At 69.2% G+C, this 26,226-nt stretch carries 25 protein-coding genes and 3 pseudogenes; 15 read left to right on the forward strand and 13 right to left on the reverse strand.

Features of this window, described 5'->3' with window-relative positions:
* Positions 1–28 precede the first annotated feature (28 nt).
* Positions 29–331 (forward strand): annotated as a pseudogene (locus ACZ6DT_RS29365) (GtrA family protein); the annotation flags it as partial.
* Positions 332–397: 66 nt separating this feature from the next.
* Here ACZ6DT_RS29365 and ACZ6DT_RS29370 read toward each other — a convergent pair.
* Positions 398–958, reverse strand: a complete 561-nt coding sequence (locus ACZ6DT_RS29370) for a GNAT family N-acetyltransferase (protein WP_465601271.1) — start codon at positions 956–958, stop codon at positions 398–400.
* 113 nt (positions 959–1,071) lie between these two features.
* On the opposite strand from ACZ6DT_RS29370, the gene ACZ6DT_RS29375 reads away from it, so the two are divergent.
* Positions 1,072–2,292, forward strand: coding sequence for a winged helix-turn-helix domain-containing protein (locus ACZ6DT_RS29375; RefSeq protein WP_465601274.1), 1,221 nt, complete (start codon positions 1,072–1,074; stop codon positions 2,290–2,292).
* A 255-nt stretch (positions 2,293–2,547) separates the two neighbouring features.
* On the opposite strand, the gene ACZ6DT_RS29380 is transcribed toward ACZ6DT_RS29375, so the two are convergent.
* Together ACZ6DT_RS29380 and ACZ6DT_RS29385 are read right to left on the reverse strand one after the other, a co-directional pair.
* Positions 2,548–3,462 carry a DUF4097 family beta strand repeat-containing protein gene (locus ACZ6DT_RS29380; RefSeq protein WP_465601276.1) on the reverse strand — a complete coding sequence of 305 codons (915 nt, stop codon included), beginning with the start codon at positions 3,460–3,462 and terminating at the stop codon, positions 2,548–2,550.
* 10 nt (positions 3,463–3,472) lie between these two features.
* The gene (locus ACZ6DT_RS29385) at positions 3,473–3,997 is read right to left on the reverse strand and encodes a toxin-antitoxin system HicB family antitoxin (protein WP_465601279.1); all 525 of its coding nucleotides are present in this window, start codon (positions 3,995–3,997) and stop codon (positions 3,473–3,475) included.
* A gap of 133 nt (positions 3,998–4,130) precedes the next feature.
* On the opposite strand from ACZ6DT_RS29385, the gene thyX reads away from it, so the two are divergent.
* From thyX to ACZ6DT_RS29415, 6 genes are all read left to right on the forward strand, one after another.
* Positions 4,131–4,883 (forward strand): FAD-dependent thymidylate synthase, encoded by a 753-nt coding sequence (thyX, locus tag ACZ6DT_RS29390; RefSeq protein WP_005156312.1) that lies wholly within the window; start codon positions 4,131–4,133, stop codon positions 4,881–4,883.
* Positions 4,883–5,275, forward strand: coding sequence for an ACT domain-containing protein (locus ACZ6DT_RS29395; RefSeq protein WP_465601282.1), 393 nt, complete (start codon positions 4,883–4,885; stop codon positions 5,273–5,275). Before thyX ends, ACZ6DT_RS29395 begins: the two co-directional genes overlap by 1 nt.
* A gap of 82 nt (positions 5,276–5,357) precedes the next feature.
* Positions 5,358–6,866, forward strand: a complete 1,509-nt coding sequence (locus tag ACZ6DT_RS29400; protein WP_465601285.1) for a serine/threonine-protein kinase — start codon at positions 5,358–5,360, stop codon at positions 6,864–6,866.
* A gap of 110 nt (positions 6,867–6,976) precedes the next feature.
* Complete coding sequence (gene dapA / locus ACZ6DT_RS29405; protein WP_465601288.1) at positions 6,977–7,990, forward strand: 4-hydroxy-tetrahydrodipicolinate synthase; 1,014 nt, start codon at positions 6,977–6,979, stop codon at positions 7,988–7,990.
* Positions 7,991–7,995: 5 nt separating this feature from the next.
* Positions 7,996–9,684, forward strand: coding sequence for a ribonuclease J (locus ACZ6DT_RS29410; protein ID WP_465601705.1), 1,689 nt, complete (start codon positions 7,996–7,998; stop codon positions 9,682–9,684).
* A gap of 81 nt (positions 9,685–9,765) precedes the next feature.
* Positions 9,766–10,602: a pentapeptide repeat-containing protein gene (locus ACZ6DT_RS29415; RefSeq protein WP_465601291.1), complete on the forward strand. Its 837-nt coding sequence runs from the start codon at positions 9,766–9,768 to the stop codon at positions 10,600–10,602.
* A gap of 304 nt (positions 10,603–10,906) precedes the next feature.
* On the opposite strand, the gene ACZ6DT_RS29420 is transcribed toward ACZ6DT_RS29415, so the two are convergent.
* Both ACZ6DT_RS29420 and ACZ6DT_RS29425 read right to left on the reverse strand, forming a co-directional pair.
* A complete protein-coding gene (locus ACZ6DT_RS29420) occupies positions 10,907–11,224 on the reverse strand; it encodes a hypothetical protein (RefSeq protein WP_465601293.1) in 318 nt (105 codons plus the stop codon).
* Positions 11,209–11,607 (reverse strand): annotated as a pseudogene (locus ACZ6DT_RS29425) (amino acid permease); the annotation flags it as partial. The gene ACZ6DT_RS29420 and the pseudogene ACZ6DT_RS29425, both read right to left, overlap by 16 nt.
* Positions 11,608–11,759: 152 nt before the next feature.
* Between ACZ6DT_RS29425 and ACZ6DT_RS29430 the strand changes: the two are divergent.
* Complete coding sequence (locus ACZ6DT_RS29430) at positions 11,760–12,350, forward strand: DUF305 domain-containing protein (RefSeq protein ID WP_465601296.1); 591 nt, start codon at positions 11,760–11,762, stop codon at positions 12,348–12,350.
* Here ACZ6DT_RS29430 and ACZ6DT_RS29435 read toward each other — a convergent pair.
* From ACZ6DT_RS29435 to ACZ6DT_RS29455, 5 genes and pseudogenes are all read right to left on the reverse strand, one after another.
* Positions 12,327–13,297: pseudogene (locus tag ACZ6DT_RS29435) on the reverse strand (EamA family transporter). The gene ACZ6DT_RS29430 and the pseudogene ACZ6DT_RS29435 overlap by 24 nt on opposite strands.
* A 610-nt stretch (positions 13,298–13,907) precedes the next feature.
* On the reverse strand, positions 13,908–14,462 hold the full coding sequence (locus ACZ6DT_RS29440; RefSeq protein WP_465601299.1) for a hypothetical protein: 555 nt from the start codon (positions 14,460–14,462) through the stop codon (positions 13,908–13,910).
* A gap of 65 nt (positions 14,463–14,527) precedes the next feature.
* The gene (locus ACZ6DT_RS29445; RefSeq protein ID WP_465601302.1) at positions 14,528–16,060 is read right to left on the reverse strand and encodes an alpha/beta hydrolase; all 1,533 of its coding nucleotides are present in this window, start codon (positions 16,058–16,060) and stop codon (positions 14,528–14,530) included.
* A complete protein-coding gene (locus ACZ6DT_RS29450) occupies positions 16,060–16,365 on the reverse strand; it encodes a hypothetical protein (RefSeq protein WP_465601305.1) in 306 nt (101 codons plus the stop codon). The genes ACZ6DT_RS29445 and ACZ6DT_RS29450 overlap by 1 nt, the downstream gene beginning before the upstream one ends.
* Positions 16,366–16,514: 149 nt before the next feature.
* Positions 16,515–17,324, reverse strand: coding sequence for a lysophospholipid acyltransferase family protein (locus tag ACZ6DT_RS29455; protein ID WP_465601308.1), 810 nt, complete (start codon positions 17,322–17,324; stop codon positions 16,515–16,517).
* Between the two features lie 298 nt (positions 17,325–17,622).
* Here ACZ6DT_RS29455 and ACZ6DT_RS29460 point away from each other — a divergent pair, with 298 nt between their 5' ends.
* Positions 17,623–19,956 (forward strand): FtsK/SpoIIIE family DNA translocase, encoded by a 2,334-nt coding sequence (locus ACZ6DT_RS29460; protein WP_465601311.1) that lies wholly within the window; start codon positions 17,623–17,625, stop codon positions 19,954–19,956.
* A 474-nt stretch (positions 19,957–20,430) separates the two neighbouring features.
* Entirely contained in the window at positions 20,431–20,952 is a 522-nt protein-coding gene (locus ACZ6DT_RS29465) for a hypothetical protein (RefSeq protein ID WP_465601313.1), read from the forward strand.
* Here the strand turns inward: ACZ6DT_RS29465 and ACZ6DT_RS29470 are convergent.
* Both ACZ6DT_RS29470 and ACZ6DT_RS29475 read right to left on the reverse strand, forming a co-directional pair.
* Positions 20,922–21,563 carry a nitroreductase family protein gene (locus ACZ6DT_RS29470; RefSeq protein WP_465601316.1) on the reverse strand — a complete coding sequence of 214 codons (642 nt, stop codon included), beginning with the start codon at positions 21,561–21,563 and terminating at the stop codon, positions 20,922–20,924. The genes ACZ6DT_RS29465 and ACZ6DT_RS29470 overlap by 31 nt on opposite strands.
* 10 nt (positions 21,564–21,573) lie before the next feature.
* Complete coding sequence (locus tag ACZ6DT_RS29475; RefSeq protein WP_465601319.1) at positions 21,574–22,419, reverse strand: alpha/beta fold hydrolase; 846 nt, start codon at positions 22,417–22,419, stop codon at positions 21,574–21,576.
* Positions 22,420–22,477: 58 nt separating this feature from the next.
* Between ACZ6DT_RS29475 and ACZ6DT_RS29480 the strand changes: the two genes are divergently transcribed.
* Positions 22,478–23,011 carry a CGNR zinc finger domain-containing protein gene (locus tag ACZ6DT_RS29480; RefSeq protein ID WP_465601322.1) on the forward strand — a complete coding sequence of 178 codons (534 nt, stop codon included), beginning with the start codon at positions 22,478–22,480 and terminating at the stop codon, positions 23,009–23,011.
* A 49-nt stretch (positions 23,012–23,060) separates the two neighbouring features.
* Here ACZ6DT_RS29480 and ACZ6DT_RS29485 read toward each other — a convergent pair whose 3' ends face one another.
* Complete coding sequence (locus ACZ6DT_RS29485; protein WP_465601324.1) at positions 23,061–23,588, reverse strand: amino-acid N-acetyltransferase; 528 nt, start codon at positions 23,586–23,588, stop codon at positions 23,061–23,063.
* A gap of 88 nt (positions 23,589–23,676) precedes the next feature.
* Here ACZ6DT_RS29485 and rimO point away from each other — a divergent pair, with 88 nt between their 5' ends.
* Genes rimO through ACZ6DT_RS29500 form a run of 3 tightly spaced genes read left to right on the forward strand, consistent with a single transcriptional unit; the run spans position 23,677 to position 26,221 of the window.
* A complete protein-coding gene (rimO, locus tag ACZ6DT_RS29490) occupies positions 23,677–25,125 on the forward strand; it encodes a 30S ribosomal protein S12 methylthiotransferase RimO (protein WP_465601326.1) in 1,449 nt (482 codons plus the stop codon).
* Positions 25,122–25,763: a CDP-diacylglycerol--glycerol-3-phosphate 3-phosphatidyltransferase gene (pgsA, locus tag ACZ6DT_RS29495; protein WP_465601329.1), complete on the forward strand. Its 642-nt coding sequence runs from the start codon at positions 25,122–25,124 to the stop codon at positions 25,761–25,763. The genes rimO and pgsA overlap by 4 nt, the downstream gene beginning before the upstream one ends.
* Entirely contained in the window at positions 25,760–26,221 is a 462-nt protein-coding gene (locus ACZ6DT_RS29500; RefSeq protein WP_465601332.1) for a CinA family protein, read from the forward strand. The genes pgsA and ACZ6DT_RS29500 overlap by 4 nt, the downstream gene beginning before the upstream one ends.
* The last annotated feature ends 5 nt before the right edge of the window (positions 26,222–26,226 follow it).

Below are 26,226 nucleotides of genomic sequence, written 5' to 3' on the forward strand. Positions count from 1 at the left end.
GCGCCTCCCCTTCGGACTTTCCCGGCTGGTGGCGCCGAGTTTCCTCGGTTTCGCGCTCATCAACGGGTTCACCTTCGGGGTCGACCTGATCTTGCTGACCCTGCTCCGGAGCTGGCTCGGCCTGCCGGTGTGGCTGGCGATCACGCTCGCGTACGTGACGGCGTTCGGGTTGAGCTTCGTGCTGAACCGTGGCATGAACTTCCGCTCGCACGCGCCCGTCGGCAGGCAGGCGGTGCTGTACGTCGTCGCGATCATCGTCAACTACGTGGCGTTCCTGCTCGGCGTCGGCGCGGGACTGGCCGCGCTGGGCGTCGACTACCGCCTCTCCCGGCTCATCGCCGGGGCGTGCGAAGGCGTCTTCATGTACTCGGTGATGCGCTGGGTCGTGTTCGCGAAGTCAGGGAGTGAGCTCGAGGGCGAGGCCGCCGGTGAGCCGGACTTCGCGCACGTTCGTGCTTCCGGTGTCGAGGATGCGGACGGTTCCGTCGGGGGACCACCCCGCACGTCGGAAGAAGCCCAGTGACGCGTGATCGGTCTGGGCGACCCAGCTGATCCCGCGCGTGGCGCCGTCCTCGCGCAGCCAGGCGGACGCGTTCGCCAGCAGCCGTCCCGCGTGCCCGCGCCGTCCCCAGCGGGGCTCGACCAGCAGCGAGGCGATGAGCGCCGTCGTCGAAGCGTCGTCGGGCAGCGCTCCGTCCGCGGTGGCCGCCTCGCTCGCCGGAGCGCGGCCGGCGACGCAGAAACCGACGGTGAACTCGCCTTCGGTGGCGACGAAGACGCGCGTGCCCGGATACTCGATCGTTTCGGCCCAGGTCTTTTCGAGGTCCACGTCCTCAAGTTCGGCGACGGCCGCTTCGCCGAGCAGTTCCGTGTAGGCGCTTCGCCAGGTGTCGCGTTGGATGCGCGCGATTTCGGAGGCGTCGGACACGACTGCTGGGCGGACTTCGGCGGCGGCCATGCAGGAAACCTACAGCGGAGCGAAGCTCCATCCGTTGAGGGTGGGGGTGGGGAGGAAGGTGGAGTCAGCGGTGCGGCGGAAAACTGTCGGTGGTGGATGGCACCATTCCGACGATGAGCACTACGACCATCAGCGGGCCGGTCGCACGCCGGATCGCACTGGCCGCGCAGGGATTCGCCGAGTCACGTCCGGGCGGAGCGGTGACGAGGCGGCATCTGCACCGCGTGCTGTCGCGAATCCAGTTGCTGCAACTGGATTCGGTGAACGTCGCGGTCCGCGCGCACTACATGCCGCTGTTCTCCCGGCTCGGCGCGTACGAGCCCGCGCTGGTGGACGACGCGGCCTGGTCCCACTCCGCGCGCAAACCCCGGATGCTGGTCGAATCCTGGGCGCACGAGGCGAGTCTGCTGCCGATCGCGGACTGGCCGCTCCTGCGGTCCGGGGCGAAACGCATGGGCTGGTGGACGAACTACGCGCGGGTGCTGGAGCAGACTCCCCAGCTGGTGGACGACATCCTCACCGTGGTCAAGGAACAGGGACCGATCGGCGCGGGCGGTATCGAGCGAGCGCTGGAGAGTGAGTCGGGTGGTTCCAGACCCGGCTCGTGGTGGGAGCGGTCGGAGGTCAAAAAGGCCTGCGAGTGGCTCTTCGGGATGGGTCAGCTGACCACAGGCACGCGCCGGTCGTTCGAGCGGCTCTACGACCTGACCGAACGCGTGGTCCCGCCGGAGATCCTGTCGCTGCGGGTGAGCCCGGAGGAAGGCGCTCGCGAACTGATCACCCGCGCCGCCGTCGCGCTGGGCATCGGCACCGAACCGGATCTGCGGGACTACTACCGGCTCGGCCCCGACGTCAGCAAGCGGGCGGTGGCCGAGCTGGTCGACGCGGGCATTCTGGAACCGGTGACCGTCGACGGCTGGCCCGCCCCGGCATACCGGCACGTCGCGGCGAAAGCGCCGAGGTCGGTCACCGGCCGGGCCCTGCTGTCGCCGTTCGACCCGCTGATCTGGGAACGCGCCCGCACCGAGCGCATCTTCGATTTCTTCTACCGCATCGAGATCTACGTTCCCGAGCCGAAACGGATCTACGGGTACTACGTGTTCCCGTTCCTGCTCGACGGCGAGCTCGTCGGCCGCGTCGACCTCAAATGCGATCGGGCCGCCGGGGTACTTCGCGTTCAGGGCGCCTTCGCCGAGCTCGGCGTGGACGTCGCGCGGGTCGCGAGTGAGCTCGCCGGGGAACTGCGGCTGATGGCGGAATGGCAGGGGCTGGACGGGGTCGTGGTGGGGGAGCGGGGCGACCTGGCGCCGGTGCTTTCGCGCCTCGTGCGCTGAGCCCGACCTCCTCGCGAATGCAATGAACGGTCCGTTCCTTGCAAAATTTGCAAGGAACGGACCGTTCATAGCGGTGGCTCCCACGGGGATGTCCGTGAAGGAGGCCTTCACTACTTCGCCGCCCTGCCTGAGGCAGCGCTCGGGCCAAAGTCCTGAAAGGGTCATTCATGACACTCGGCTGAGCGAGGGACCTTCGCTCCCACCCCCGTGGAAAAGTGAGCGCAAAGGTCCCCCGATCCCCCCTCGGCCCGCGGTTCAGGCCGCGCTGGTCACCACCGCGTCGCCGGTGCCGGTGCGCGCCCGCACCTTCAGCGAAACCTCCGCAGGGGCGCTCTCCGCGACATCGAGCTCGCTCGACACCGACCCGGTCGTCGACGAAAGATCGATCTCCGCCTGAACACCGCCGCGGATGCCGACCCGGACTCCACCCGATCCGGTGGTCAGCTCCAGCGTCCCGGAGGCGGCGTCCGCCACCGAGAGGTCGCCGCTGCCGGTGCGCGCCAGGACCTCGCCCGCGACCTCGCCGAGCCAGACGTCGCCCGTGCCGGTCGCGACCGTGGCCGAACCGCTCACCGAGGACGCTTCGACGGAGCCGCTGCCGGTGCGCAGTTGCAGACCGGACAGGGTCGGGCCGAGTTTGATGTCGCCGGTGCCGGTGCGGACGATCGCCGAGCCGTCGGCCCGTTCCAAGCCGACCTTGCCCGCCCCGGTCATGAGGTCAGCTCGTCCGGCCGAACCGGTGACTGTGACGTCGGCCGCCCCTGCCCGCACTTCCAGGTGCGAACCGGCGGGCGCCCGGACCGTCACGGCGAGCGGGACGTTCTTCAGCTGCCAAGCCTTCGGCGCCTGGACGACCAGCCGGTTGCCGACCTTCTCGATCCGGGTCTGCGCCACGGCGCCACCCGCCGAGTCCGCCGAACCCGACGGCGAACCGCCGAGCTGGTCGCCGAAACGTTCGCCGACCCAGCTGAGCAGGCTCGTCATGCCGTCCACCCACGGCTGCTGTTCGCCGCCGTCCCGGCGTACCTCGGCGTGGACCCCGCTCTCGCCGGTCAGTTCGATGGTCACCCGGCCGATGGCCACGCTCACGTCGATCTCGATCGGGCCCTCAGCCTCGAAATCCTCGACGCGCACGGTCTCTTCACCGGCGGGAATGCTTTCCTCGGTCATTTCCGTCCCCTCAGCCCTGGACCCAGCCGTGCAGGTGCGAACCGGCACCGCCGCCCGGCTTCTGCTTGTAGTTCCAGTGCTCGCCGCCGCTCTTGCCCAGCGCCCCCTGGACGGCCTGCGAGACAAATGTGTTCAACGAAACGCCCTGAGCGGACGCCGCGGCCTCGGCCTGGCCCTTGACCTGCTCGAACAGGCGCAGCGTGATGCGGGTGATGTCGCCCGTGTCCACCTTGGGCGGGCGCGGGGCTTCCCGCGGCGCCTCCTGGCGGGGGGCGGACTGCTCGGTGCCCTCGGCGGAGCCGGTGACGACGACGCGCACGTCGCGGCCGTCGAGCCGGACGTCGACGGCATGCCCCGGCAGCGCTGAAGTCACTTCGGCGGCCAGGTCGGCGAGGGCGTTCATGATGGTCAGGCGGGCGGCCGGCTCCAGCGCCGACGACAGCAGCGCGGCAGCGCGCCGCGTCTGCTCGTCGCCGGCCGAAGCCGTGTTCGCGAGGTCCTCGCGAAGGCTTGTGATGTACGGCGTCAGATCCATGACACCACTATGACGTCAGAAGTGATGTCAGTCAAGAAGACGATGACGTCACCGTGATGTCGGCCCGCCGTCGAACAGGGTTGCGGTTACGCTGCCCGAAGTCGTGGAGCAGGGGTCGAAAGGGAGTGCGAACGTGGCCGAGACCGTGTCACCCAAGGTTCAACTGATCGCGAAGACGGAGTTCTTCCCGCCGTCGGACGTACCGTGGTCGACCGATGCCGACGGTGGTGAGGCGCTGGCCGAATTCGCGGGCCGGGCCTGCTACCAGTCCTGGAAGAAGCCGAACCCGAAGACGGCCACCAACGCCGGCTACCTCGAGCACATCATCGACGTGGGCCACCTTTCGGTGCTGGAGCACGGGTCCGTCAGCTTCTACATCACCGGGATCTCCCGCTCGCTGACGCACGAGCTGATCCGCCACCGCCACTTCTCCTACTCGCAGCTTTCGCAGCGCTACGTCCCCGAGCGCGACGCCGCGTTCGTCGAGCCCGACGTCATCGCGCAGGACCCGGAGCTGCACGCGAAGTTCCTCGCCGCCTCGCAGGCCGCCGTCGACGCCTACACCGAGCTGCTCGCCGGGCTCGAGGAGAAGTTCGCCGACGTGCCGAGCGCGACCCTGCGCCGCAAACAGGCCCGCCAGGCCGCCCGCGCCGTGCTGCCGAACGCGACCGAGACCCGCATCGTCGTCACCGGCAACTACCGCGCCTGGCGGCACTTCATCGCGATGCGCGCCACCGAGCACGCCGACGTCGAGATCCGCGCCCTGGCCATCGACTGCCTGCGCGAGCTGCAGAAGGCCTCGGGCAACGTGTTCGCGGACTTCACCATCTCCGCGCTGCCCGACGGCACCGAGGTCGCTTCCAGCCCGAAGGTGCTCGAGGGCTGATGCGACGCCTCGCGATCGACGTCCGGCCCGGCGAGTACGCGGTCGCCCGCCTCGCCCCGGACGCGCCGATTCCGGCGAACCTGCTCGACCCCGGCGAGCCCGTGCTGATCTCCCTCACGCGCACGCCCGAGGAGCTGTCGGTGATCTGCCCGGCCGGTCTCGCGCCGGCCGGGGCCACGGTCGAGGACGGCTGGCGGTTGCTTTCGGTCCGCGGGCCGCTGGCCTTCACGCTGACCGGCATCATCGCGGCGCTGTCCAGCGAGCTGGCCGCCGCCGGGGTGGCGTTGTTCTCGATGTCCACTTTCGACACCGACCACGTGCTGGTCCGGGCTCCCGAACTCGAGCGCGCGGTGAAGACGCTCCGGGAAGCCGGGCACGAGGTCACGGTCTGAACCAGAAGCGGGGAGAAGGAACCTTTCGAGGCGCGAACGGGTCCGAGTTAGCATCCTGCGCGAACCGAAGGAGCACCGAACCTTGACCGACGAACAGACCCGTCCGTACGGGCCGCCCCCGCAGACGCATCAGGCCACCGGCGCGCGGATCGTCGCCGGCCGATACGCCCTGCTGGGCGAACTCGGCCGCGGCGGGATGGGCGTCGTCTGGCGTGCGCAGGACCAGGTCATCGGCCGTCAGGTGGCGATCAAGGAGCTGAAGTTCCCGAACGCGCCCGAGGACGCCTCGGTGCTGTCGGAGCGGATGCTGCGCGAGGTCCGCTCCGCCGGGCGTCTCAACGACCCGGCCGTGGTCACCGTGTACGACGTCGTCACCGAGAACGGCGCCACCTACATCGTGATGGAGCTGGTCGAGGCGCCGACGCTGGCCGACCTGGTCCGCGACCGCGGACCCCTGCCCGCCCAGCAGATCGCGCTGGTGGGGGAGCGGGTGCTGTCCGCGCTGCGGGCCGCGCACGCCGCCGGGATCGTGCACCGCGACGTCAAACCGGCGAACATCATGGTCGCGCCGGACGGCCGGGTGAAGCTCACCGACTTCGGCATCGCGCACGCCGCCGACGACCCGCGCCTCACCACCAGCGGCATGATCGTCGGCTCGCCCGCGTTCATGGCGCCGGAACGGGTCGAAGGCCGCGACGCGATGCCCGAATCCGACCTCTGGTCGCTGGGCACGACGCTGTTCTTCGCCGCGGAGGGCATCGTCGCGTTCGAACGGTCGACCACCGCCGCGACGTTGCACGCGATCATGACCGAGGCCCCGTACCTGACCCGGGTCCAGGGCCCGCTGGCCGCCGCGATCCTCGGCCTGCTGGTCACCAAACCCGAGGCACGGATGTCGTACGACCAGGTGCACGGCCTGCTCGCGGCCGCGCAGGGGGTGCAGGCCTTGCCGACCCCGCCTTCGGGTGGCACGGCGATGCTGCCGCCAGGCCAGCCGATGACCAGGCTCGCGCCCGGGCCCGCCAAGCGCGACCTCCGTCCACTGTGGCTCAGCCTGGCCGCCATAGCGGTGATCGGCGCCCTGGTCGGCGGGATCTTCCTCGGCCGCTGGATGGCCGCGCCGGAGGGGAACGACCAGGCGCAGCCCACCCTGACCTACGGCATCAACGGCCAGGTCAAACTCGGTTCGTCCGGGGACTGCTTCAACGTGCCGCTCAAAGAGGGCGTCAACCTGAACGACGGGGTCAGCTGCGACAAGGACCACCTGATGGAGATCTTCGCCAAGCGGGCACTGCTCGAAGTCGAGTCGGCCGGCGACGACGACGCGCAGATCGCCGAGTATCCGGGGGCGGAAACGGTCAACCGGATCGCCGAGACGATCTGCGCGGCGACCTTCAACTCGAACGTCGTGCCCGCGCCGCGGCGAGCCTCGCTGACCTGGCGGGCGGTCGTCCCGACCGAGGCGGAATGGAAGCGGCCCGTGGACGAGAACGAGTCGAGTTCGTCGAGCTACTCGCGTGGGTACTACTGCCTGCTCGCCAAGGCTGACGGAAGCCAGATCCCCGCCCGGATCACGACCAAGGTCAAATAGCTCACAAAGAGTTTGCGCCGAGTTCGCCTTCGCCACGGAAAATCTCCCGCATTCTCGGGAATGACCACGTCGGCAAGGGGGCGAACGGCCGCAGGAGGTACCTTCACAGCATGTCCACTCCACCTACCGCAGCGCCGGGAAGACCGTTCGGGCGCGTGCTCACCGCGATGGCCACCCCCTTCGACGCCGACGGCGCGCTGGACCTCAAGCGGGCGCAGGAGCTGGCCGAACACCTCGTGGAACTGGGCAACGACGGTCTCGTCGTGAACGGCACGACCGGGGAGAGCCCCACCACGACCGACGCCGAAAAGGCCGAACTGATCCGCGCCGTCGTCGAGGCCGTCGGTGACCGCGCGACGATCGTCGCCGGGGCGGGCACGAACAACACCGCACACAGCATCGAGCAGGCGAAGCAGGCCGAAGCGGCGGGCGCCCACGGCATCCTCGTCGTCACGCCGTACTACTCGCGGCCCAGCCAGGCCGGGCTCTACGCGCATTTCACCACCGTGGCCGACGCCACCGAGCTGCCGGTGATGCTCTACGACATCCCGCCGCGCTCGATCGTCCCCATCGAGGTCGATACGCTGCTGCGGCTGGCCGAGCACCCGCGCATCCTCGCGGTCAAGGACGCCAAGGGCGACCTGATCGCCGGCTCCGAGGTCATCGCGAACACCCAGCTCGCCTACTACTCCGGCGACGACGGCCTCAACCTCCCGTGGCTCTCCGTCGGCGGCACCGGCGTGGTCAGCGTGATCGGGCACGTAGTGGCCGGCCGGATCCGCGGCATGATGGACGCCTACGAGTCCGGCGACACCTCGACCGCGCGCACCAACCACCGCGGCATGCTGCCGGTCCTGCGGGCGATGTCCCGCGTCGGCGGGGTCGCGTTCTCGAAGGCGGCGCTGCGGTTGCGCGGCTTCGACATCGGCGACCCGCGGCTGCCCATCGTGGCCGCGAACGACGAGCAACTCCAGGCGATTTCCGCCGATCTCGCCCAGGGAGGCGTGCCGCTCGGCGAAAGCGCCGCCAGTGACTGGCATGGTGCTCGGGTGGCACAAGCAGATTCAGCGGCGGCCTACACGGCGCCGACCTCACATACCAGCGTAGGGACCATGCCTCGGTGAGTTCATTGTCAACCGGACCCGGACCGACCAACCCGCCGCCGGCGCTGCCCGAAGGCGCTTTGCGCGTCGTGGCGCTCGGCGGGATTGGCGAAGTCGGGCGCAACATGACCGTCTTCGAGTTCGGCGGCCGTCTGCTGATCGTCGACTGCGGGGTGCTCTTCCCCGAAGACGACCAGCCCGGCGTCGACCTGATCCTGCCCGACTTCCGCGCCATCGAAGACCGCCTCGAGGACATCGACGGCCTCGTCCTCACTCACGGGCACGAGGACCACATCGGTGCCGTGCCGTTCCTGCTGCGGCTCTTCCCGGACCTGAAGATCTACGGCTCCAGATTCACGAACGCGCTGCTCGCGGCCAAGGCCAAGGAGCACCGTCAGCGGCCGAACCTGATCGAGGTCCGCGAGGGTGAGCGCCGCAAGGTGGGCACCTTCGACCTCGAGTTCTTCGCGGTCAACCACTCCATCCCGGACGCGCTCGCGGTGGCCATCCGCACGCCGGCGGGGGTCGTGCTGCACACCGGTGACATCAAGCTCGACCAGCTCCCGCTCGACGGCAGGCTGACCGACCTCGCCGGGTTCTCCCGGCTCGGCGACGAGGGCGTGGACCTGTTCTGCGTCGACTCGACCAACGCCGAGGTGCCCGGATTCGTCATGCCGGAACGCGACATCGGCCCGGTGCTCGACGACGTCGTCCGCCGGGTCGACCAGCGCGTCATCGTCGCCTGCTTCGCGAGCCACGTGCACCGCGTCCAGCAGGTGCTCGACGCCGCCACCCGGCACGGCCGCCGGGTGGCCTTCGTCGGCCGGTCGATGGTCCGGAACATGGGTATCGCCGCCGACCTGGGCCTGCTGAACGTGCCCGACGGCCTGCTGGTCAACCTCGACCAGGCCAGCGACCTGCCCGAGAGCAAGGTGTTGTTCGTGTCGACCGGTTCGCAGGGCGAGCCGCTTTCGGCGCTGTCGCGGATGGCGCGTGGCGAGCACCGGCAGATCTCGATCCGCGCGGGCGACACCGTCGTGCTGGCCAGCTCGATGATCCCGGGCAACGAGACCGCGGTCTTCGGCGTCGTCAACGGCCTCACCCGGCTCGGCGCGAACGTCGTGCACCAGGGCAACGCCAAGGTGCACGTGTCCGGGCACGCGTCGGCGGGCGAGCTGCTGTACCTGTACAACGCGGTGCGCCCCAGCAACGTCATGCCGGTGCACGGCGAGTGGAAGCACCTGCGCGCCAACGGTGAACTGGCCGTGCGCACGGGTGTCGCGCCGGAGAACGTGGTCATCGCCGAGGACGGCGTCGTGGTCGACCTCGTCGACGGCAAGGCCACGCGGACCGGCCGCGTCGAGGTCGGGCACGTGTACGTCGACGGCCTCTCGGTCGGCGACGTCGGCGAGTCGACGCTGTCCGACAGGCTCGTGCTCGGCGAAGGCGGCTTCATCGCCATCACCGTCGCCGTGGACACCAGCACCGGCCGCGCCGTGACCCGTCCGACGGTGTCCGGACGTGGGTTCTCCGACGACCCGAAGGCACTCGACGCCGTGCTCCCGATGGTGGAGATGGAACTCGCCAGGACCGAGGCCGAGGGCATCACCGACACCCATCGCATCGCGCAGGCCGTGCGCCGCGTCGTCGGCCGCTGGGTCGCCGACACCTACCGGCGCCGTCCGATGATCGTGCCGACGGTCATCCCGGTCTAGCGGGTCGTGAGTGGCGATTGGGGTTCTAACCCGAATCGCCACTCACGACGTACGGAGGGCCTTCTCGCGCATAATCGCCGCATGGTGATGGTGGGGGTGCACGTCTTGGCCGCGCTGGCGGGGGTGGCGCTCGGAGTGGGGGCGATCTACCTCCTCCGGACATACATCGAGGGCGTCCGCCGCGACCGGCGGCTCCAGCCCGAACAGGTGGCCGCGGGACTCCGGCGGGACCGCTGGGAACGCGTCGTCGAGATGATGGACAGCGAGGACGCCGCAGAGCGCCTCGAATGCTTCGCGCTCCTGGAGCGCTACGGGCGCGAGGAACCCGACGCCAGGGAAGACGTCGTCGGGCTGACCTGCGCCTACCTGCGCAAGCCCTTCGCGTACCCGGTCGAAGACGAGGACGAGCTCCACGTCCGGCTCGCCGCGCAGAGGCTCCTCACCCGGCACTTCAGGTGGCCCGCGGGGGAGGCCCGGCCTTTCGAATTCTGGGCGGTCGAAGAGCTGGAACTGCGGGACGCGGTACTCGTCGAGCCCGACTTCGCGGACACTTTCCTCGTGGGTGCCGATCTCCAGGACAGCCTGATCGTCCGCGGGGACTTCCGCGGGACCCGGTTCTCGCCTTTCGTCAACTTCGACAGGGCGTGCTTCACCGGCGACGCCGACTTCAGCGGCGCGTCCTTCCCCCGGTACGCGACCTTCGCCGCCGCGATGTTCAACGGGACGACCACCTTCGCCGACGCTGTGTTCGAACAAGACGCCGACTTCACCGACGCGCGGGTGGAGCGGCCCGACGCCGCGCACTCATGGCCGTCACCCTGGCGCCCTTGGGCGAACTCGCCGGTCGCCCACGCACGGCTCATCCCGATGAAGACCGACCGGCGGCCACCGTCATCAGCAGAGCGAAGGCGATCGTGATCGCCTGACCGAACAGGGCGTTGCGGGCTTTGCGTTGTTCCGCACGAGTGGGCCGGTTCATCACGGATTCCCCCGGTTTCGAGTGTTTTCGTTACGGGGCAAGTGTTCCGCGACCCGCGTTCGATCACCTCCCGCCTCGGTAGGGTTCTTCTACGCCGAAAGTCGCAGCCTTCCCCTAAGGGTGGGGTGTCGTAACCTCGAACGCCATGCCGGGAGAGTCGGCGGGACGCCACGCCACCGCCCGGACCCGAAGACGGAGGCCGCTCTCGCTACTGGCGCTCGCGCTGCCTGCCGATGGCGCCGGTCAGGCAGCGGCCGGCCGAGCTGGGAAAACCGCACGACCGGGAGCGCCCGGTGCCTTTGCTCTCCCCCGGGATCGGGCCCGGACGCCGACGAAGCCGGACTCGGGCAGCTCGTCCTCCCGACCGGCGGCCAGGCCTTCCTCAGCCGTGATCCCGCGTCGATCGGAGAGGTGCTTTACCGTGCTCTCGGCCGGATCCAGGCTGAGCAGGCTCAGGTACAGCTGGGCCCGCGTGTCCGCGTCCACGAACAGCATCGACGCGACCACGGCCAGCGTCCCGGCGAGCGTGAGCCGGCTCAGCCACGGATAGCGAAGATCCATTGCGGTACAACGGGAATCCAGGTCTGGAGGATCTTCGCCCCGGCGACGGCCTCGAACGCGACCACGCCGACCCAGAAGTACCAGTACAGCCAGCCGACGGTGAAACCCGCCCAGCCGCCGAGCGAAGTCCTCGCGTATTCCATGAAGGAACCCTGGGACGGCGCGGCCGTCGCCATCTCGCCCAGCATCCGCGTCACCAGCACGATGATCAGGCCGCCGATGGCGTAGGAGAGGACGGCCGCCGGGCCGACGGTATGGATGACCGCGCCGCTGCCGATGAACAGGCTCGCGCCGATGATGCCGCCGAGCGCGATCATCCGGACGTGGCGTTGCCGCAGGTCCGGGCGCAACCCCGTCCGCTCGGTCGTGGTTTCTGCGCCCATACGCCGTCACCTCCTGGCGGAGCGGCGGTGGATCGCGGGATTGTCGCACCACGAGTGCCGGCGGAAAAGTGTTTGCGCAACCCCCGGTGAACAGGCCGATGTGGGCTCTGCCAACCTAGGCACCTCCACCGCGCGTTCCGAGGAGCTCTTCGATGTCGCACGCCGTCCTCCGGTTCCTGCCCGCCGTCGCCCTGGCCGCCGTCGCGCTCGCGGGCTGCTCGGACGAGGCGCCCCAGTCGCAGACGGCGCCTCCCGGGTCTTCACCGGGCGCGCAACAGGCCGCCGCTCCGTTCAACGACGCCGATGTCGCGTTCGCGCGGCAGGCGCTCGCGCACCACCAGCAGGGCGTGGATCTGGCTTCACTGGCGGAAACCCGTGCGGGGAACGAGCAGCTGAAGGTGCTCGCCAAGCGGATCATCGACACGCACGAACCTGAGATCGCGCGGCTTTCGGCGCTCATCGAGGCCTGGGGTCAGCCCGCGCCGGACGACCCGAACCTCGAACATATCCAGCGCGACGGATACATCGGCCCCGGGGAAATGGCGGAATTGGCGGGACTGTCCGGAAAGGACTTCGATCGTCAGTTCGTCGCCCGGCTGATCCGCCAGCGCGAGGCGGGCCTCCGCATCGCCGACGTCGAAACCCAGCACGGCCGCAACCCCGACGCCCGCGACCTCGCCGCGACGACGTCACGTTCACAGCAGCAGGAGATCAACGACCTACGGGGCCTCCAGCAGGGTTGAGTCCGTCTGGACCACGTTCGAATTCAGCTGGACGATGTACGCGCCGGTCAGCAGTACGACCGCGCCCGCGGCTTGGATCCAGCTGAGCGCCTCCCCCAGCAGCAGCCAGGCCGCGGTGGTGGCGATCAGCGGCTCCACCAGCCCCACGACGCTCGCCACCGACGCCGGGAGATGACGCAGCGCCGCCATGCCCGTCGCGTAGGCGAGGACGGTCGCGATCAGCACCAACGCGATCAGCAGCGACCACACCGGCGGCCGCCACGGCCCGAACGTCGTCGGGGCGTCGAGCACACCCCACGGGATCGTCCACGGCGGCGCGACCGCGCACACCAGGACGGCGCCGATCGTCATCCCCCAGGTGACCATGCCGAGCGGATCGCGGTCCGCGACACCGCGTTCCCGAGCAGGAAGTAGCCCGCCGAACAGACGGCCGCGCCCAGCCCGGCGAGCAACCCGACGATGTCCAGGCTCAGCCCCTCCCAGACCTGCGCGACCAGTACGAGCCCTGTCATCGCCAGCGCGATCCCCGCCCACATCGCCTTCGGCAGCCGCACCCGCCGCACGAACCGCACCCACAGCGCGATCAGCACCGGTGAGGTGAACTCGAGCAGGATCGCGATCCCGACCGGGATCCGGTCCGCCGCGAGAAAGTACATGAGCTGAACGCCGGCCACGCCGAGCGAGCCGTACGCCAGCAGAAGCGGCCACTCGCGCTTCGTCACTTTGAGGAGCTTCGGCCGGAAGACGGCGACCAGTCCGAGCAGCACGATCGCCGACAGCCCGATACGGATCGCCGCGACCTGCTCCGGCGACAAGCCGGCCTGCATCGCCGGTTTGCCCAGCACGCCCGAGGTTCCGAAGAAGAGCGCGGCGAGCAGGATGAGCGTGATGCCCCGGCCGCGACGCGCGACGTGCTGGGCGGGGGCGGCGGCGAGTTCGGCGGTCACGGCCGGAGGGTAAAGGTCCGGTGGCGGCGGGGCGACCCGTTTTCCCAGCGGCTGGTTTTCGGTCCGGGCTCGTGAGCGGTGGTATTTGGCTGGCTGCTGCTGACGGTGATGATCCCGTCGGGTGGGGATCGTCGCGAGGTCCCCGGCGCTCACCGGTCCGTGAAGGCCTCCTTGCCTACTCTGAAGGTCAGGGTTCCGGCAAAGTCGCATAACCACTGGTCAAGTGGGTGTTGCGGCGACAGAGGCGGGCTTGCCACAGTCGCCTGACATCTTTCTCGACTGTCCACATAGGACGTCTCCGAGGTCGCAGTGCCCGATTTGGGCGTTATTCGACCGGGTCGTGAGTGAAAGAGAGGATTCTGGCCCTGAATTTCACTCACGACCCCGATCGAAAAACGTACCTAAACGCATGAAATGGACATTCAGCGGCCGAATAATGTCCTTTGTGGACGCTTGACGCTCAAGGTGCCCTGTCATCCACCCCCGTCGAAAGTCCAGTTCGAACCACCAAAAGCGCCACCGACCAGCGGCTATGCGACTTTGCCGGAACCCTGACCCCGAAGGTGGCGAAGGAGGCCTTCACTACCCGCCTGGTGACCATGGTGGGCCGTCAGAAGGAGGCGCCGCCGTCGGTCCAGTCGGTCTGGGCGAAGTCCTCGTCGTCGACGGGAGCGCGGCGCGGTCTACGGACCGGTCCCGGTTCCGGTTCCGGGGGAGAGGCGACCGGCTGCCCGGGTTCGGCGGCTTCGACGGCCTGGGGTTCGGGCGTGCCGTTCGGCCAGACGCAAGGGGAGGTCGCTCCGACGTAGAACTTGCCGAGGTCGTTCGCCTGTACGGACATGTCGAAAGCGTCCGCGTTGTTCCTGACGAAAACATATTGATCTTTCGGCCGCGAATCCGTCAGGACCGTGAAGTCATGAGCCGACCACCACTGAACGATGGCGTCGAAGTATTCCGCGAACCGTGCCGGTTCGAGGCCGGTCACCTCATAGGTCGCGGAGATCTCGAAGCGGCCTTGGGGCCCGTCGTCGGTGGGGTCGGTGCATTCGGACCTGTGCTGGGTGAACGGTTTCCGTCCCGCCGAGCCGGGTAGCGCGGAGAACGCGCCGTCGATGTACTGCTCGACCTTGTCTTTCGCTTCGTGTTCGGTGATGGTCGGTTTCATGGTGTCTCCACCTCCGGCGGAACAAGCGGACAAGAGTACGAGAAGAGCGGTCAGAAGCGTAAGTCTCACGAGGCGGGCTTTCCCGCGATGATCAGGCCGATATTCCGGAGCGACGGGTTGTTGTCTTCCCAGTATTCGCTGTGCGCCTCCGTGCTGTACCCGCCCCACCCATCCGTGCCCGGTGCCGAGGTGAACACCTGTCCGCCGAAGTCCGCGTCGGTCGGATCCTGGCCGAGGATCGGGTCGTACCCCGCGATCTCGACGTTGGCCAGGTTGATCATGTCGTGTTCGGCCACCGTCGCGTGCACGTGTTTGCCTATCTCGTCCTGATTCACCCCGTCGAGGTGCAGTTCGCTCACGTCGTGCGCGCCGACGCCGGGACTCGCCACGAAGATGAGTTCGTCCGCGGCGAGGCCGCCGTCGACCGCCGCGTGCCCGACGACGGTGGTGCCGTAGCTGTGGCCCAGCACCGTGTTGTGCGAAGGCGGTCCTTGATGTGTTTCCCGTAACCCGTCCTGGAAGTCGGCGAGGGCCGCCTTACCACTATCGGCGTACTTGGCGCTCGCGGCGTCGGTGATCTCGTTCGGCGCGTCGTAGCCGAGCCAGGTGATCACCGCTGTCGACGGCGAGCCCGCGGTCGTCGCCACGGCCCACATCTTGTCGGAACGATTGAGATCGCCGCCGATCTTCGCCAGTTCCGAACCGGTTCCCGGCACGTAGGTCGCCACATTCGCGGCGGTGTCGGGATTTCCCGCCGAAACGATCGCCTTCCCATCACCGCTGGTGTCCAAGCCCAGCAGGAACGCCTGCGGCTCCGACTGGGCCAGCCGTCGTTCGATGGCTTCCAGGCCCTTGAGTTTGGGATCGCCTTGAAGCCGGGCGATCTCGCGGGCGAGCACGGCGCGGTTGGCGGCGTCGCGGTCGGCCGCCGGGATGCCGTCCAGATTCCCGACGAGCCCTGGGTTCCCTTGCAGCAGCGCGACTTTCGCCGTATCCGACAGGCTTGCCCACCAGGCCTTGTTGTCGCCGGGGGAGCCGTTCTCCGGTGGCCCGATGATCGACAGGCCGCTTTGCGCGGCCCCGGCGTCCGCCGCTTGGGCGAGGGTGCCGCCACCCTGTTCGGTGATCTCGCCACGAAGAGCCCGGCGCAGGATCGCGGCGAAATCGGCGTCGACGTCCGCCGCGCGGCGCAGGCCCTGTTCGATCCGGTCGGCCAGCTCCGCCGTCACGCGAGCCAGGTCAGGCCGCGCGACGCCGACGGAGATCTCGCCGCCGGGGCCGATGGCCAGACCGTTCCGGTGCGCCAGTTCGTCGGTCTCCCGCACGAACGCGACGATTCGGTCCAGTGCGATCTGCACCTCGTGGGCACCCCGCCGGACCGCGGATGCCTCGGCGACGAGCCGCTCCAGGGTGGAGGTCAGCGATTCACCCCGTGTCGACGCGGCGGTGGCCGCCTCGCCGGTCCAGCCCGTGAAGCCGGCCATGGCTCCGACGTCGTCGTTCGCGGCGATGATCCGGGTGCAACCGTCGTTGAGCGCGTCGGCCACGCGGCCGATCGCGGCCGGATCCCACCGGCGCACGTCACCCCAGGTGAGCATCAGGCAGGCGTCCCGGCGGCGCGCAGATCCCGCGACGCCTCCTGCTCGTTCGTGCGGTAGCGGACGGCCGCCGCGTCGAGTCGTGCGGAGTAGTCCGCGGTGTTCTCGGCCCAGCCGCGCACCGCGCGGCCCCAGGCGTCGGCGAGCAGCCGGGCCGCTTCACCGGATACGCCACCCGGCAGGCCTGCCGCGACGTCGGCGAGCGTGGCCGCGAGGTTCACCTTCCCGACATCGTCCGAAGCGCGTTTCGCCGCGCTTGATGCCGCGCCGATCGATTCCAGGACCACCTCGTAGCCGCCGGTCATCCCGCTTCCTCCCCGTAGCGTGACGCTGTGTGACCACCCTACGACGCGGAAGACAGGTGCGCGGTTCCGTTCACCCGTCCTTGAAAGGCCGTCGGCGATGTACCGCTAGACAGCTGCGCACGGATTACCCGGTTCGAGCCTGCCGGAACTCAGTACTTCTTCCAGGGACTGACGGTGTCGGTCGGCCGCGTCGGGTCGTGGAAGCGCGGTTTGTCGAGTTCGTCGTGGCGCAGCGGTACCAGGCCGTCGGTGATCGCCTGCATGATCTTGGCGTGCGCGCGGACCCCGGCGCCCGGCCGTTCCGGCTCGACCGCAGACAGGTCCACCGGCTCGCCGAAATGCACCTTGAACCGCGGCCGCCGCATGGGCGCGCTCAGGCCGGACTTGGCGAGGGGCACCAGGTCGGCTGGCCCGTTGACGGTCTCCGTCCCCCAGTACACGGCCTCGTGCGCGCCCCATTGGCTGATCGGGATCACCGGCACCCCGGCGGCCAGCGCGAGCCGTGCCGCGCCGGTCTTGCCGCGCTCCGGCCACAGACCGGGATCGTGGCTGATCCGGCCCTCGGGGTAGACGATCAACGGGTCATGGGTGGTCCGCAGCGCTTCGGTGGCTTCGGTGAACTGGCCGATGGCCGTCGAAGCCTGTTTGCGGTCCACCCGCAGATGGCCGCTGACCCGCAGCGCGGGGCCGATGACCGGCGCGTCGAGGATGCCCCCCGCCAGCATGAACCGCGGGTTGATGCCGATCCGTTTGCAGGCCGCCATCAGCACGAACGCGTCGAAAACGCCGATGTGGTTGGCCGCCATGAGCAACGGCCGCCGACGCAGTTCCACCGGGACACCGCCGGTCACGGTGAGTTTGCCGACGAAGTTGACCAGCCCCCGGTCGATGTTCAGCATCGTGCGCCAGATGGCCGGGGCGCGGCGAGCCGAATTCTCATCCTGATGCAGCGCGAACATGGGGCAGAGCATGTCATGAACCGCTTTTCACCCGGATGGCCGCTCAAGCTGTGATCTGAGACGAATGTTCCGGATGTGCCCCGAGTGGCAGCCGGGGCTGAAGGGTCGAGGCGGCTACCGTGGAGACATGGCTAGCGGGTCGACTACCAGGAAACGGAGCACGGCGCGAAGCGGCGGCAGCAAGGGGCCGGCGCGAAAGCCGCGTACCCCGGCGAAGCCCAGGTCAACGGCTGCGAGGAAGCCCGCTCCACGGCGTCCGGCACCGCGGAAGAAGTCGTCCGGCACGTTCGCCAAGGGCGTGCGCGGCACCTGGAACCTGCTCGCGAAGGGGCTCGGCACCCTGGCGCGGACGGTCGGCCGCGGCCGTGAACTCGAACCGGAACACCGTCGGGACGGTCTCGCGCTGGGCCTGATCGCGCTGGCGCTGGTGATCGCGTTCGGCGTCTGGTGGCGGGCCGCGGGCCCGATCGGTGGCTGGGTGGAGGTCGGCACGCGTTCGCTGCTGGGCGCCGGGGCGGTGACGTTGCCGCTGGTGCTCACCGTCGTGGCCGTCGCGCTGATGCGTTCGGAACCGATGCCGGAGGCCCGGCCGCGGATGGTGATCGGCACGCTGCTGGTCATCCTGTCGGTACTCGGCCTGCTGCACATCTTCACCGCGCTGCCCGAGACCAACGACGGCCGGATGTACGCCGGCGGGGTGATCGGCGCGTTCTCCGGTGGCCTGCTGACCATGGGTGTCACCACCTGGGTCGCCGTGCCGCTGCTGGTGCTGGCGCTGCTGTTCGGCACCCTCGTGTTCACCGGGACCCCGGTCCGGGAGATCCCGCACCGGCTGCGGAACTGGGGTCTCGCCCCCGAAGAGATCGAAGAGGCCGAGGCCGAGCGCAAGGCCATCCACGACGAACGCGACGCCGTCACCGAAGCCGAGCCGAAGTCGGTCCGCCTGCGGAAGCCGTCGCGCCGCCGCCAGGCCTCGGCCGACCACGAGGGCGAGCAACTCGACATCGAGGCCGCGCTCGCCGAAACGCCGACGCCGCTGCGACCGCCGAAACCGGCCGCCAAGCCGGTCGATGTCCCGGAGAAGAAGCCGAAGAAGGCCGAGCCTCCGCTGGCGGTCACCAGAACCGTCGAAGGCGACTACAAGCTTCCGCCGCCGGATCTGCTGAAGCTCGGCGACGCGCCCAAGTCCCGCAGCAAGGCCAACGACGCCATGATCGAGGCGATCACCGGCGTGCTGGAACAGTTCAACGTCGACGCGCAGGTCACCGGCTTCACGCGGGGCCCGACGGTCACCCGGTACGAGGTCGAACTCGGCCCCGGCGTGAAGGTCGAGAAGATCACCGCGCTGACCAAGAACATCGCCTACGCGGTGGCGACCGACAACGTCCGGCTGCTGGCGCCGATTCCCGGCAAATCCGCGGTCGGCATCGAGGTCCCGAACTCCGACCGCGAGATGGTGCGCCTCGGCGACGTGCTGCGCGCGCCGTCGACGGTCAAGGACAACCACCCGATGGTCATCGGGCTCGGCAAGGACATCGAGGGCCATTTCGTCACCGCCAACCTGACGAAGATGCCGCACCTGCTGGTGGCGGGGTCCACCGGTTCCGGTAAGTCGAGCTTCGTGAACTCGATGCTGGTGTCGCTGCTCGCGCGGTCGACGCCGGACGAGTGCCGGATGATCCTGATCGACCCGAAGATGGTCGAGCTGACCCCGTACGAGGGCATCCCGCATCTGATCACGCCCATCATCACCCAGCCGAAGAAGGCCGCCGCGGCGCTGGCCTGGCTGGTGGAGGAGATGGAGCAGCGGTATCAGGACATGCAGGTCAACAAGGTCCGGCACATCGACGACTACAACAAGAAGGTGCGCTCCGGCGAGATCACCGCGCCCCCCGGCAGTGAGCGCGTGTACGCGCCGTACCCGTACATCATGGCGATCGTCGACGAGCTCGCCGACCTGATGATGACCGCCCCGCGCGACGTCGAGGACGCGATCGTCCGGATCACCCAGAAGGCGCGTGCCGCCGGTATCCACCTGGTACTGGCGACCCAACGCCCGTCGGTCGACGTCGTGACCGGTCTGATCAAGACGAACGTGCCGTCGCGGCTGGCGTTCGCGACCTCCTCGCTCACCGACTCGCGGGTCATCCTCGACCAGCCGGGCGCGGAGAAGCTCATCGGTATGGGTGACGCGCTGTACCTGCCGATGGGCGCTGGGAAACCGGTCCGCATCCAGGGCGCCTTCGTCGGCGACGAAGAGATCTCCGCGGTGGTGAACTTCGCCAAGGAACAGGCGCAGCCGGACTACCAGGACGGCGTCACCGCCGCGAAGGCCGGCGAAAAGAAGGAAATCGATTCCGACATCGGCGACGACCTCGACGTCCTGCTGCAGGCCGCCGAGCTGATCGTCACCTCGCAGTTCGGCTCGACGTCGATGCTGCAGCGGAAGCTACGGGTCGGCTTCGCCAAGGCCGGACGCCTGATGGACCTGCTGGAAAGCCGCGGCGTCGTCGGTCCTTCGGAAGGCTCGAAGGCGCGGGACGTGCTGATCAAGCCGGAGGAGCTGGAGTCGGTGTTGTTCATGATCCGCGGTGGCGGGGACGCGAACGGTGGCGACGTCTCCGACGACTGAGCAAGCCTCGTGAGTGACAAGGCTGGTCAGCCAAGAGGGTTCAAGTCCCTACTGGGATGGGTGCGGAACGCCGCCTTGAGCCTCAGTAGCACGACCAGCCACGGCTGCGCGTGAAGGTCCCTTTCCTCGCTTTCGCGCCGTTCCAGTACATGAGGGCCCCCTTACTTGCGCCTAGGTACAGGAAGGGGGCCTTCATGTACCTCATACGACCTCGTGGCTCAGGCGAAGGAACGCCGTAGGTGGCGGTGTCGCGTGACTAGCGGGACGACACGCGTGACGGGATGGATGTCCCGCGTGTCCACAGGGACGACTCGCCGCGTAGCCCGGCCGCGCATGTGTCGTCCATCCCGTCACGCGAAAGACCGGCACGGTACGGAATCGTGAGTGGCGATTCGGGCTAGAACCGTCCTGACCACTCGCGAGACACCTGAAAACCGATGCAACGGACCGGAGTCTCCGCTACGTCCAGAACACGTGGAGCCCAAGAAGCTGCTCATCGTCCTCTGCGCCGTGGTCGGCCTCGCCTGCGGAGCCGGCAGCTCCGCGGCGCGCGAACAACCTGACGCGACCCACACCACGCCGGTCCAGCCCACACTGACCCAGCCCACGCTGGTCCACCCCGCGCCGGCACAGCGGCCTCAGCCAGCGAGAGGCGCTGTCGAGCTGGGGGAAACCGTCGTCCTCAACGCCGGTGACACGACCGAGGTCGCGTCGAAGGACGTCAGTATCCGGTTCGCTCGCCTGGTGTCCGATTCCCGCTGCGCCGCGGGCATGGCCTGCGTCTGGGAAGGGGAGGCGGTGATCGAGCTGGCCTTGGCCGAACCGGGACGCGGTGAGCGGACGAAGGCGGAAGTCGCCTCCACCGGGCGGGGTGGCCGACAGTCCGTCGAGTTCGCCGCCTGCCGGGTGGACCTGGTCGCCGTGAGTTCGAGGGGAGACCAGGTCACCCTGCGGGTGTCCAAGGCTCAGAGCGAGTTCCCCCAGCCGTCGAGATAAGCCACTTCCGACAGGGGCACGCGCGACGCGGGTTTGAAGTCCGGCACCGTCGTGTAGGCGACCGGCAGCAGCCCGACCTGCGTGACGTCGGCGGGGATGCCGAGGATTTCGGCCGCCTCCGCCTCGTGCGTCAGGTGATACGTCGTGAGCGTCGAGCCGAGGCCGCGTGACCGCAGCGCCAGCTGGAAGTTCCACACCGCCGGGAAGATCCCGCCGTAGAACGCGGCGTCGGTCGCGTTGTCACCGGCCGGCCTGCCGGTCAGGCACGGGATGACGAACACCGGCACCCGGTCGATCACGTCGATCAGGTGCTGCCCCGAAGCGAACGCCCGCGCCACGGAGGGTTCGGTGATCGCCTCGCCCAGCGCCGCCGCGTTCGTCTCCAGGTACGCCTTCCCGACCCGCCGGAACAGTTCGGACAGCCGGTCCTTCACCTCCTTATCCCGCACGACGAGCCACCGCCACGCCTGTTGGTTGCCCGGCGTGGGCGCCTGTAGCGCGAGCCGCAGGCACACTTCGAGCACCTCGGGTTCCACCGGCCGGTCCAGGTCGAGTTTGCGGCGGACCGACCGGGTCGTGCCGAGCAGATGGTCGGTGACCGAGGTGTCCATGTCCCGCCTTTCAGAGGTGTGCCGCCAGGAAGCGGTCGATCAGCTCGCTGATCGGTTCGAGGTCCTCTTCCAGCGCGAAGTGCCCGGTGTCGAAGAAGTGAACCTCCGCCGAGGGAACATCATTCCGGAACGCTTCGGCGCCCGCAGGGACGAAGAACGGGTCGTTGCGACCCCACACGGCGAGTACGGGCGGCTGAGCTTCGCGCAACCACGCCTGGAACCGCGGGTACGCGGGCGGATTGTTCCGGTAGTCCCAGAACAGGTCCAGCATCGCCTCCGCGCGGCCAGGGCGCTCGAGGAAGTACTGGTCCAGCAGGTAGTTCGCGGGATCGATGGTCTCCGGATCGCGGGCGCCGGTGTACTGGTAGCGGATCTGTGCCGGTTCGAGGATCTCCGCGAACCCGCGCCGTGCCTCGGTTTCGTCCGTGAGGGAAGCGAAGTCCGGCATCGCGGGGCCGAGCCCTTCGACGTAGGCGTTGCCGTTCTGCGTGATCAGCGCCGTGACCTCGGACGGCCGCGAGACGGCCAGCCGCAGCCCCGCCGGAGCACCGAAATCGAAGACGTAGAGCGCGTATCGGCGCAGTTCCAGTGCGTCCACGAACTCGCCGACCACCTCGGCGAGCCGGTCGAAGGTGAACGTGAAGCCCTCGGGCGTGACCGTCTGCCCGAACCCGGGCAGGTCCGGCGCGATGAGCCGCCACCGGCCGGCGAGACGGCGCATGAGCCGCGCGAACTGGTGCGAGGACGTCGGGAAGCCGTGCAGCAGAAGCAAAACGGGTGCGTCGGGGGCACCGGCCTCGCGATAGAAGACCTCGACGTCGCCGAGCTTGACGGAGCGGTGCCGGATGGTCGCCATGAACACTCCATAATGGTTAGAACTACCTTGAACCATTAGTACCTGATAGTGTCAAGGCATGCTCGATCTCGACTCGCTCCCCGGTGACGATCTCGCGGTGAACCTCGCCGACACCGTGATGCTGGCCGTTTCGCCGTCGGTCGATCTGCTCGACGACGGGCACGAAAGGTTCTGGTCGACGCAGGCGCCCCTGCTGCCCGAAGGCGCCCGGCCGCCGTCGGCCGCGCAGACGAGGCGGCTGCGTTCAGCGGTGCGTGAGGTGCTGGAGGCGGCTGTGGCCGCGAGGGCGCCCGAGGCGTGGGCGGTCGAGCGGGTCAACGCGGCCGCGGCCGCCGTTCCCACCAGCCCGCGGCTGACCGCAGGGGGAGCGAAGACGTCCTGGCACGGCGACGACGGCGGCGAGATCGCCCTCGCCGCCGTGGCGGTGGCCGCGATCGACCTCGTGTCCGGTCCGCGCGCCGCTCAGCTGCGGCGATGCGGCGCGCACGACTGCTCGATGCTGTTCGTGGCGGCCAACAGCAGGCGTGTCTGGTGCACGCCGTCGCTATGCGGCAACCGGGTCCGGGTCGCCCGCCACGCCAAGAAGGGCTGAATGGGGCCCATCGCCGCGTGCGATGGGGGAAATCGCCCGTCCCCTTCGGCTAAAGCTCCAGCAGCATCCGGCTGTTGCCCAAGGTGTTGGGCTTCACGTACGGCAGATCGAGGAACTCCGCCACGCCCGGGTCGGCCGAGCGCAGCATCTCCTCGTAGACCTCCTGGGTCACCGGAGTGCCGTCGATCTCGACGAAGCCGTGGCCGGCGAAGAAGTGGGTCTCGAAGGTCAGCACGAACAGCCGCTTCAACCCGATCTCGCGGGCGAAGTCGATCAGCTGCCCCACCAGCGCGTGCCCGATGCCGCGACCCCGGGAGTCCTTGTCGACGGCGATGGTGCGCAGCTCGGCGATGTCCTCCCACAGCACGTGGAGCGCGCCGCAGCCGAGTATGTCGTCACCGTCTTCGGCCACCCAGAACTCCTGGAGGCTCTCGTAGAGGGTGACGAGCTCCTTCTCCAGCAGCACCGTCCCCGCGTCGGAGTCGACCAGCGCCTTGATCTTGCGGACGTCCGCGATCCGCGCCCGGCGGACGGTCGGATGGCGGCGAAGGAGAGGGTCTGAGGGCACGTCCACCATTAAGCCATCCGCGAGCCCTCGCCCGGTCGAGGACTCGCCCGAGCGAGCGATCGCCGACCCCCGGAACAGGCCAGCTACCCTAAGGCACGTGCCTTCTCCCACCACTGATCCTGTCGCCACCCGTCGCGTTTCCTTGTTGACCCTCGGTTGCGCCCGCAACGAGGTCGATTCCGAGGAACTCGCCGGACGGCTGGCGGCGGGTGGCTGGGAGCTCGCCGCCGAGCCCGAGGACTCCGACGTCGTGGTCGTCAACACCTGCGGCTTCGTCGAGTCCGCCAAGAAGGACTCGGTCGACACGCTGCTCGCGGCGTCCGACACCGGCAAGAAGGTCGTCGCCGTCGGCTGCATGGCCGAGCGCTACGGCAACGAGCTGGCCGAGAGCCTGCCCGAGGCCGACGCGGTCCTGGGTTTCGACCACTACGCGGACCTCGCGGAGCGTCTCGACGACGTCGTGGCGGGCCGCAAGGTCGAATCCCACACCCCCTCCGACCGCCGCAAGCTGCTGCCGATCAGCCCGGTCCAGCGCCCGACCGCCGCCGAGTCGGTCGAGGTGCCGGGGCACGCGCAGCACGGCTGGGGCCCGCGGGTGCTGCGGACCCGGCTCGACACCTCCCCGGTGGCCGCGTTGAAGATCGCGTCCGGCTGCGACCGGCGCTGTTCGTTCTGCGCGATCCCGTCGTTCCGGGGTTCCTTCGTGTCCCGGCAGCCGGACGAGATCGTCGCCGAGGCGATGTGGCTCGCGGAGAACGGCGTCAAGGAGGTCTTCCTCGTCTCGGAGAACTCGACCTCCTACGGCAAGGACTTCGGCCGTGACGGCGCCCGCGCGCTGGAACTGCTGGTCCCGCGCCTGGCCGCGGTGCCCGGGATCGAACGTGTCCGCGTCTCGTACCTCCAGCCCGCCGAGACGCGTCCCGGCCTGGTCAAGGCCATCGCGACCACGCCGGGTGTCGCCGACTACTTCGACCTGTCCTTCCAGCACTCCAGCGAGACCGTGCTGCGCCGCATGCGCCGCTTCGGCTCCACGGACTCCTTCCTCGCGCTGTGCGACCAGATCCGGGAGCACTCGCCCAACGCCGGCATCCGCACCAACGTCATCGTCGGCTTCCCCGGCGAGACCGAAGAGGATCTCGCCGAGCTGGAGCGCTTCCTGAACGGCGCGCGGCTGGACGCGGTGGGCGTCTTCGGGTACTCGGACGAGGACGGCACCGAGGCCGAGACCTTCGACGGCAAACTCGACGAGTCCGTGGTGGCCGAGCGGGTCGCGCGGATCTCCGCGCTGGTCGAGGAGCTGACCTCGCAGCGGGCCGAGGACCGGATCGGCGACTTCGTCGACGTCCTGATCGAGCAGGCCGAGGACGGCGAGGACCCGATCGGCCGTGCCGCGCACCAGGCCCCCGAGGTCGACGGCGAATGCGTCCTGATCGAGACGGACGACCTGCCCCCACTGGCGGTGGGTGACTTCGTGCGCTGCGAGGTCGTCGATTCCGAGGGTGTCGATCTGATCGTGCGGCCCGCGCCGCTCGAGGCCGACCGGTGAATGCCGCCCCGAGCGACGCCGGGGCCGGTGAAGGGACGGGCGGTGAGCACGCCCGGGTTCCCGAGGCCACCCCGGTCCCGACCCTGAACCTGGCGAACCTGCTCACGATGTCGCGGCTGGTGCTGGTGCCGCTGTTCGTGATGGCACTGTTCACCGGTGACGGGGCGGACACCTTCTGGCGCGCGATCGCCACCGCGCTGTTCGCGATCGCGTCGTTCACCGACCAGGTCGACGGCTGGGTGGCGCGCAAATACGGGCTGATCACCGACTTCGGCAAGATCGCCGACCCGATCGCGGACAAGGCGCTGATCGGCGCCGCGCTGATCGGGCTGAGCGCGCTCGGCGAACTGGGCTGGTGGGTCACCATCGTCATCGCGGTCCGCGAGATCGGGGTGACGCTGCTGCGGTTCTGGGTGATCCGGCACGGTGTCATCCCGGCCAGCCGAGGCGGTAAGGCCAAGACCCTCGCGCAGGTCGCGGCCATCACCGCGTACCTGCTGCCCCTGCCCGCGTCGGCCGAGCCGGTGCGCTGGGTGCTGATGGGGCTCGCGGTCGTGCTGACCGTCGTGACGGGGCTCGACTACGTCGTGCGCGCGGTGCGGCTGCGCGCCGCCGGAAGGCGTGCCGCGGGCGCATGAAGACTGAGACCTTGATCACTCACCTGATCGAGCGTGGCGAGACGGTGGCGACGGCCGAGTCGCTGACCGCCGGGCTGCTCTGCGCGACGCTGACCGAGGTCCCCGGATCGAGTGCCGCCGTCCGGGGCGGCCTGATCGTCTACGCGACCGACCTCAAGGCGACGCTGGCCGGGGTCGACGAAGACCTCCTCGCCGAGCATGGCGCCGTTCATCCCGAGGTCGCGGCGCAGTTGGCCGTCGGCGCGAGAGACCGGTGCGGCGCCACCTGGGGCCTCGGCCTCACCGGCGTCGCGGGTCCGGACGGACAGGACGGCGTGGCACCCGGCACCGTCCACGTCGGTCTCGCGGGCCCGGACGTGCTCACCGTCCGTACGCTGGACTTGAGCGGTGATCGAGCATCGGTCAGGGCCGGTGCGATCGAGGGCGCGTTCGCCCTGCTGGGGGAACATCTCGCATGATCGCC

The organism is Amycolatopsis sp. NPDC041971 (genome assembly GCF_055588925.1).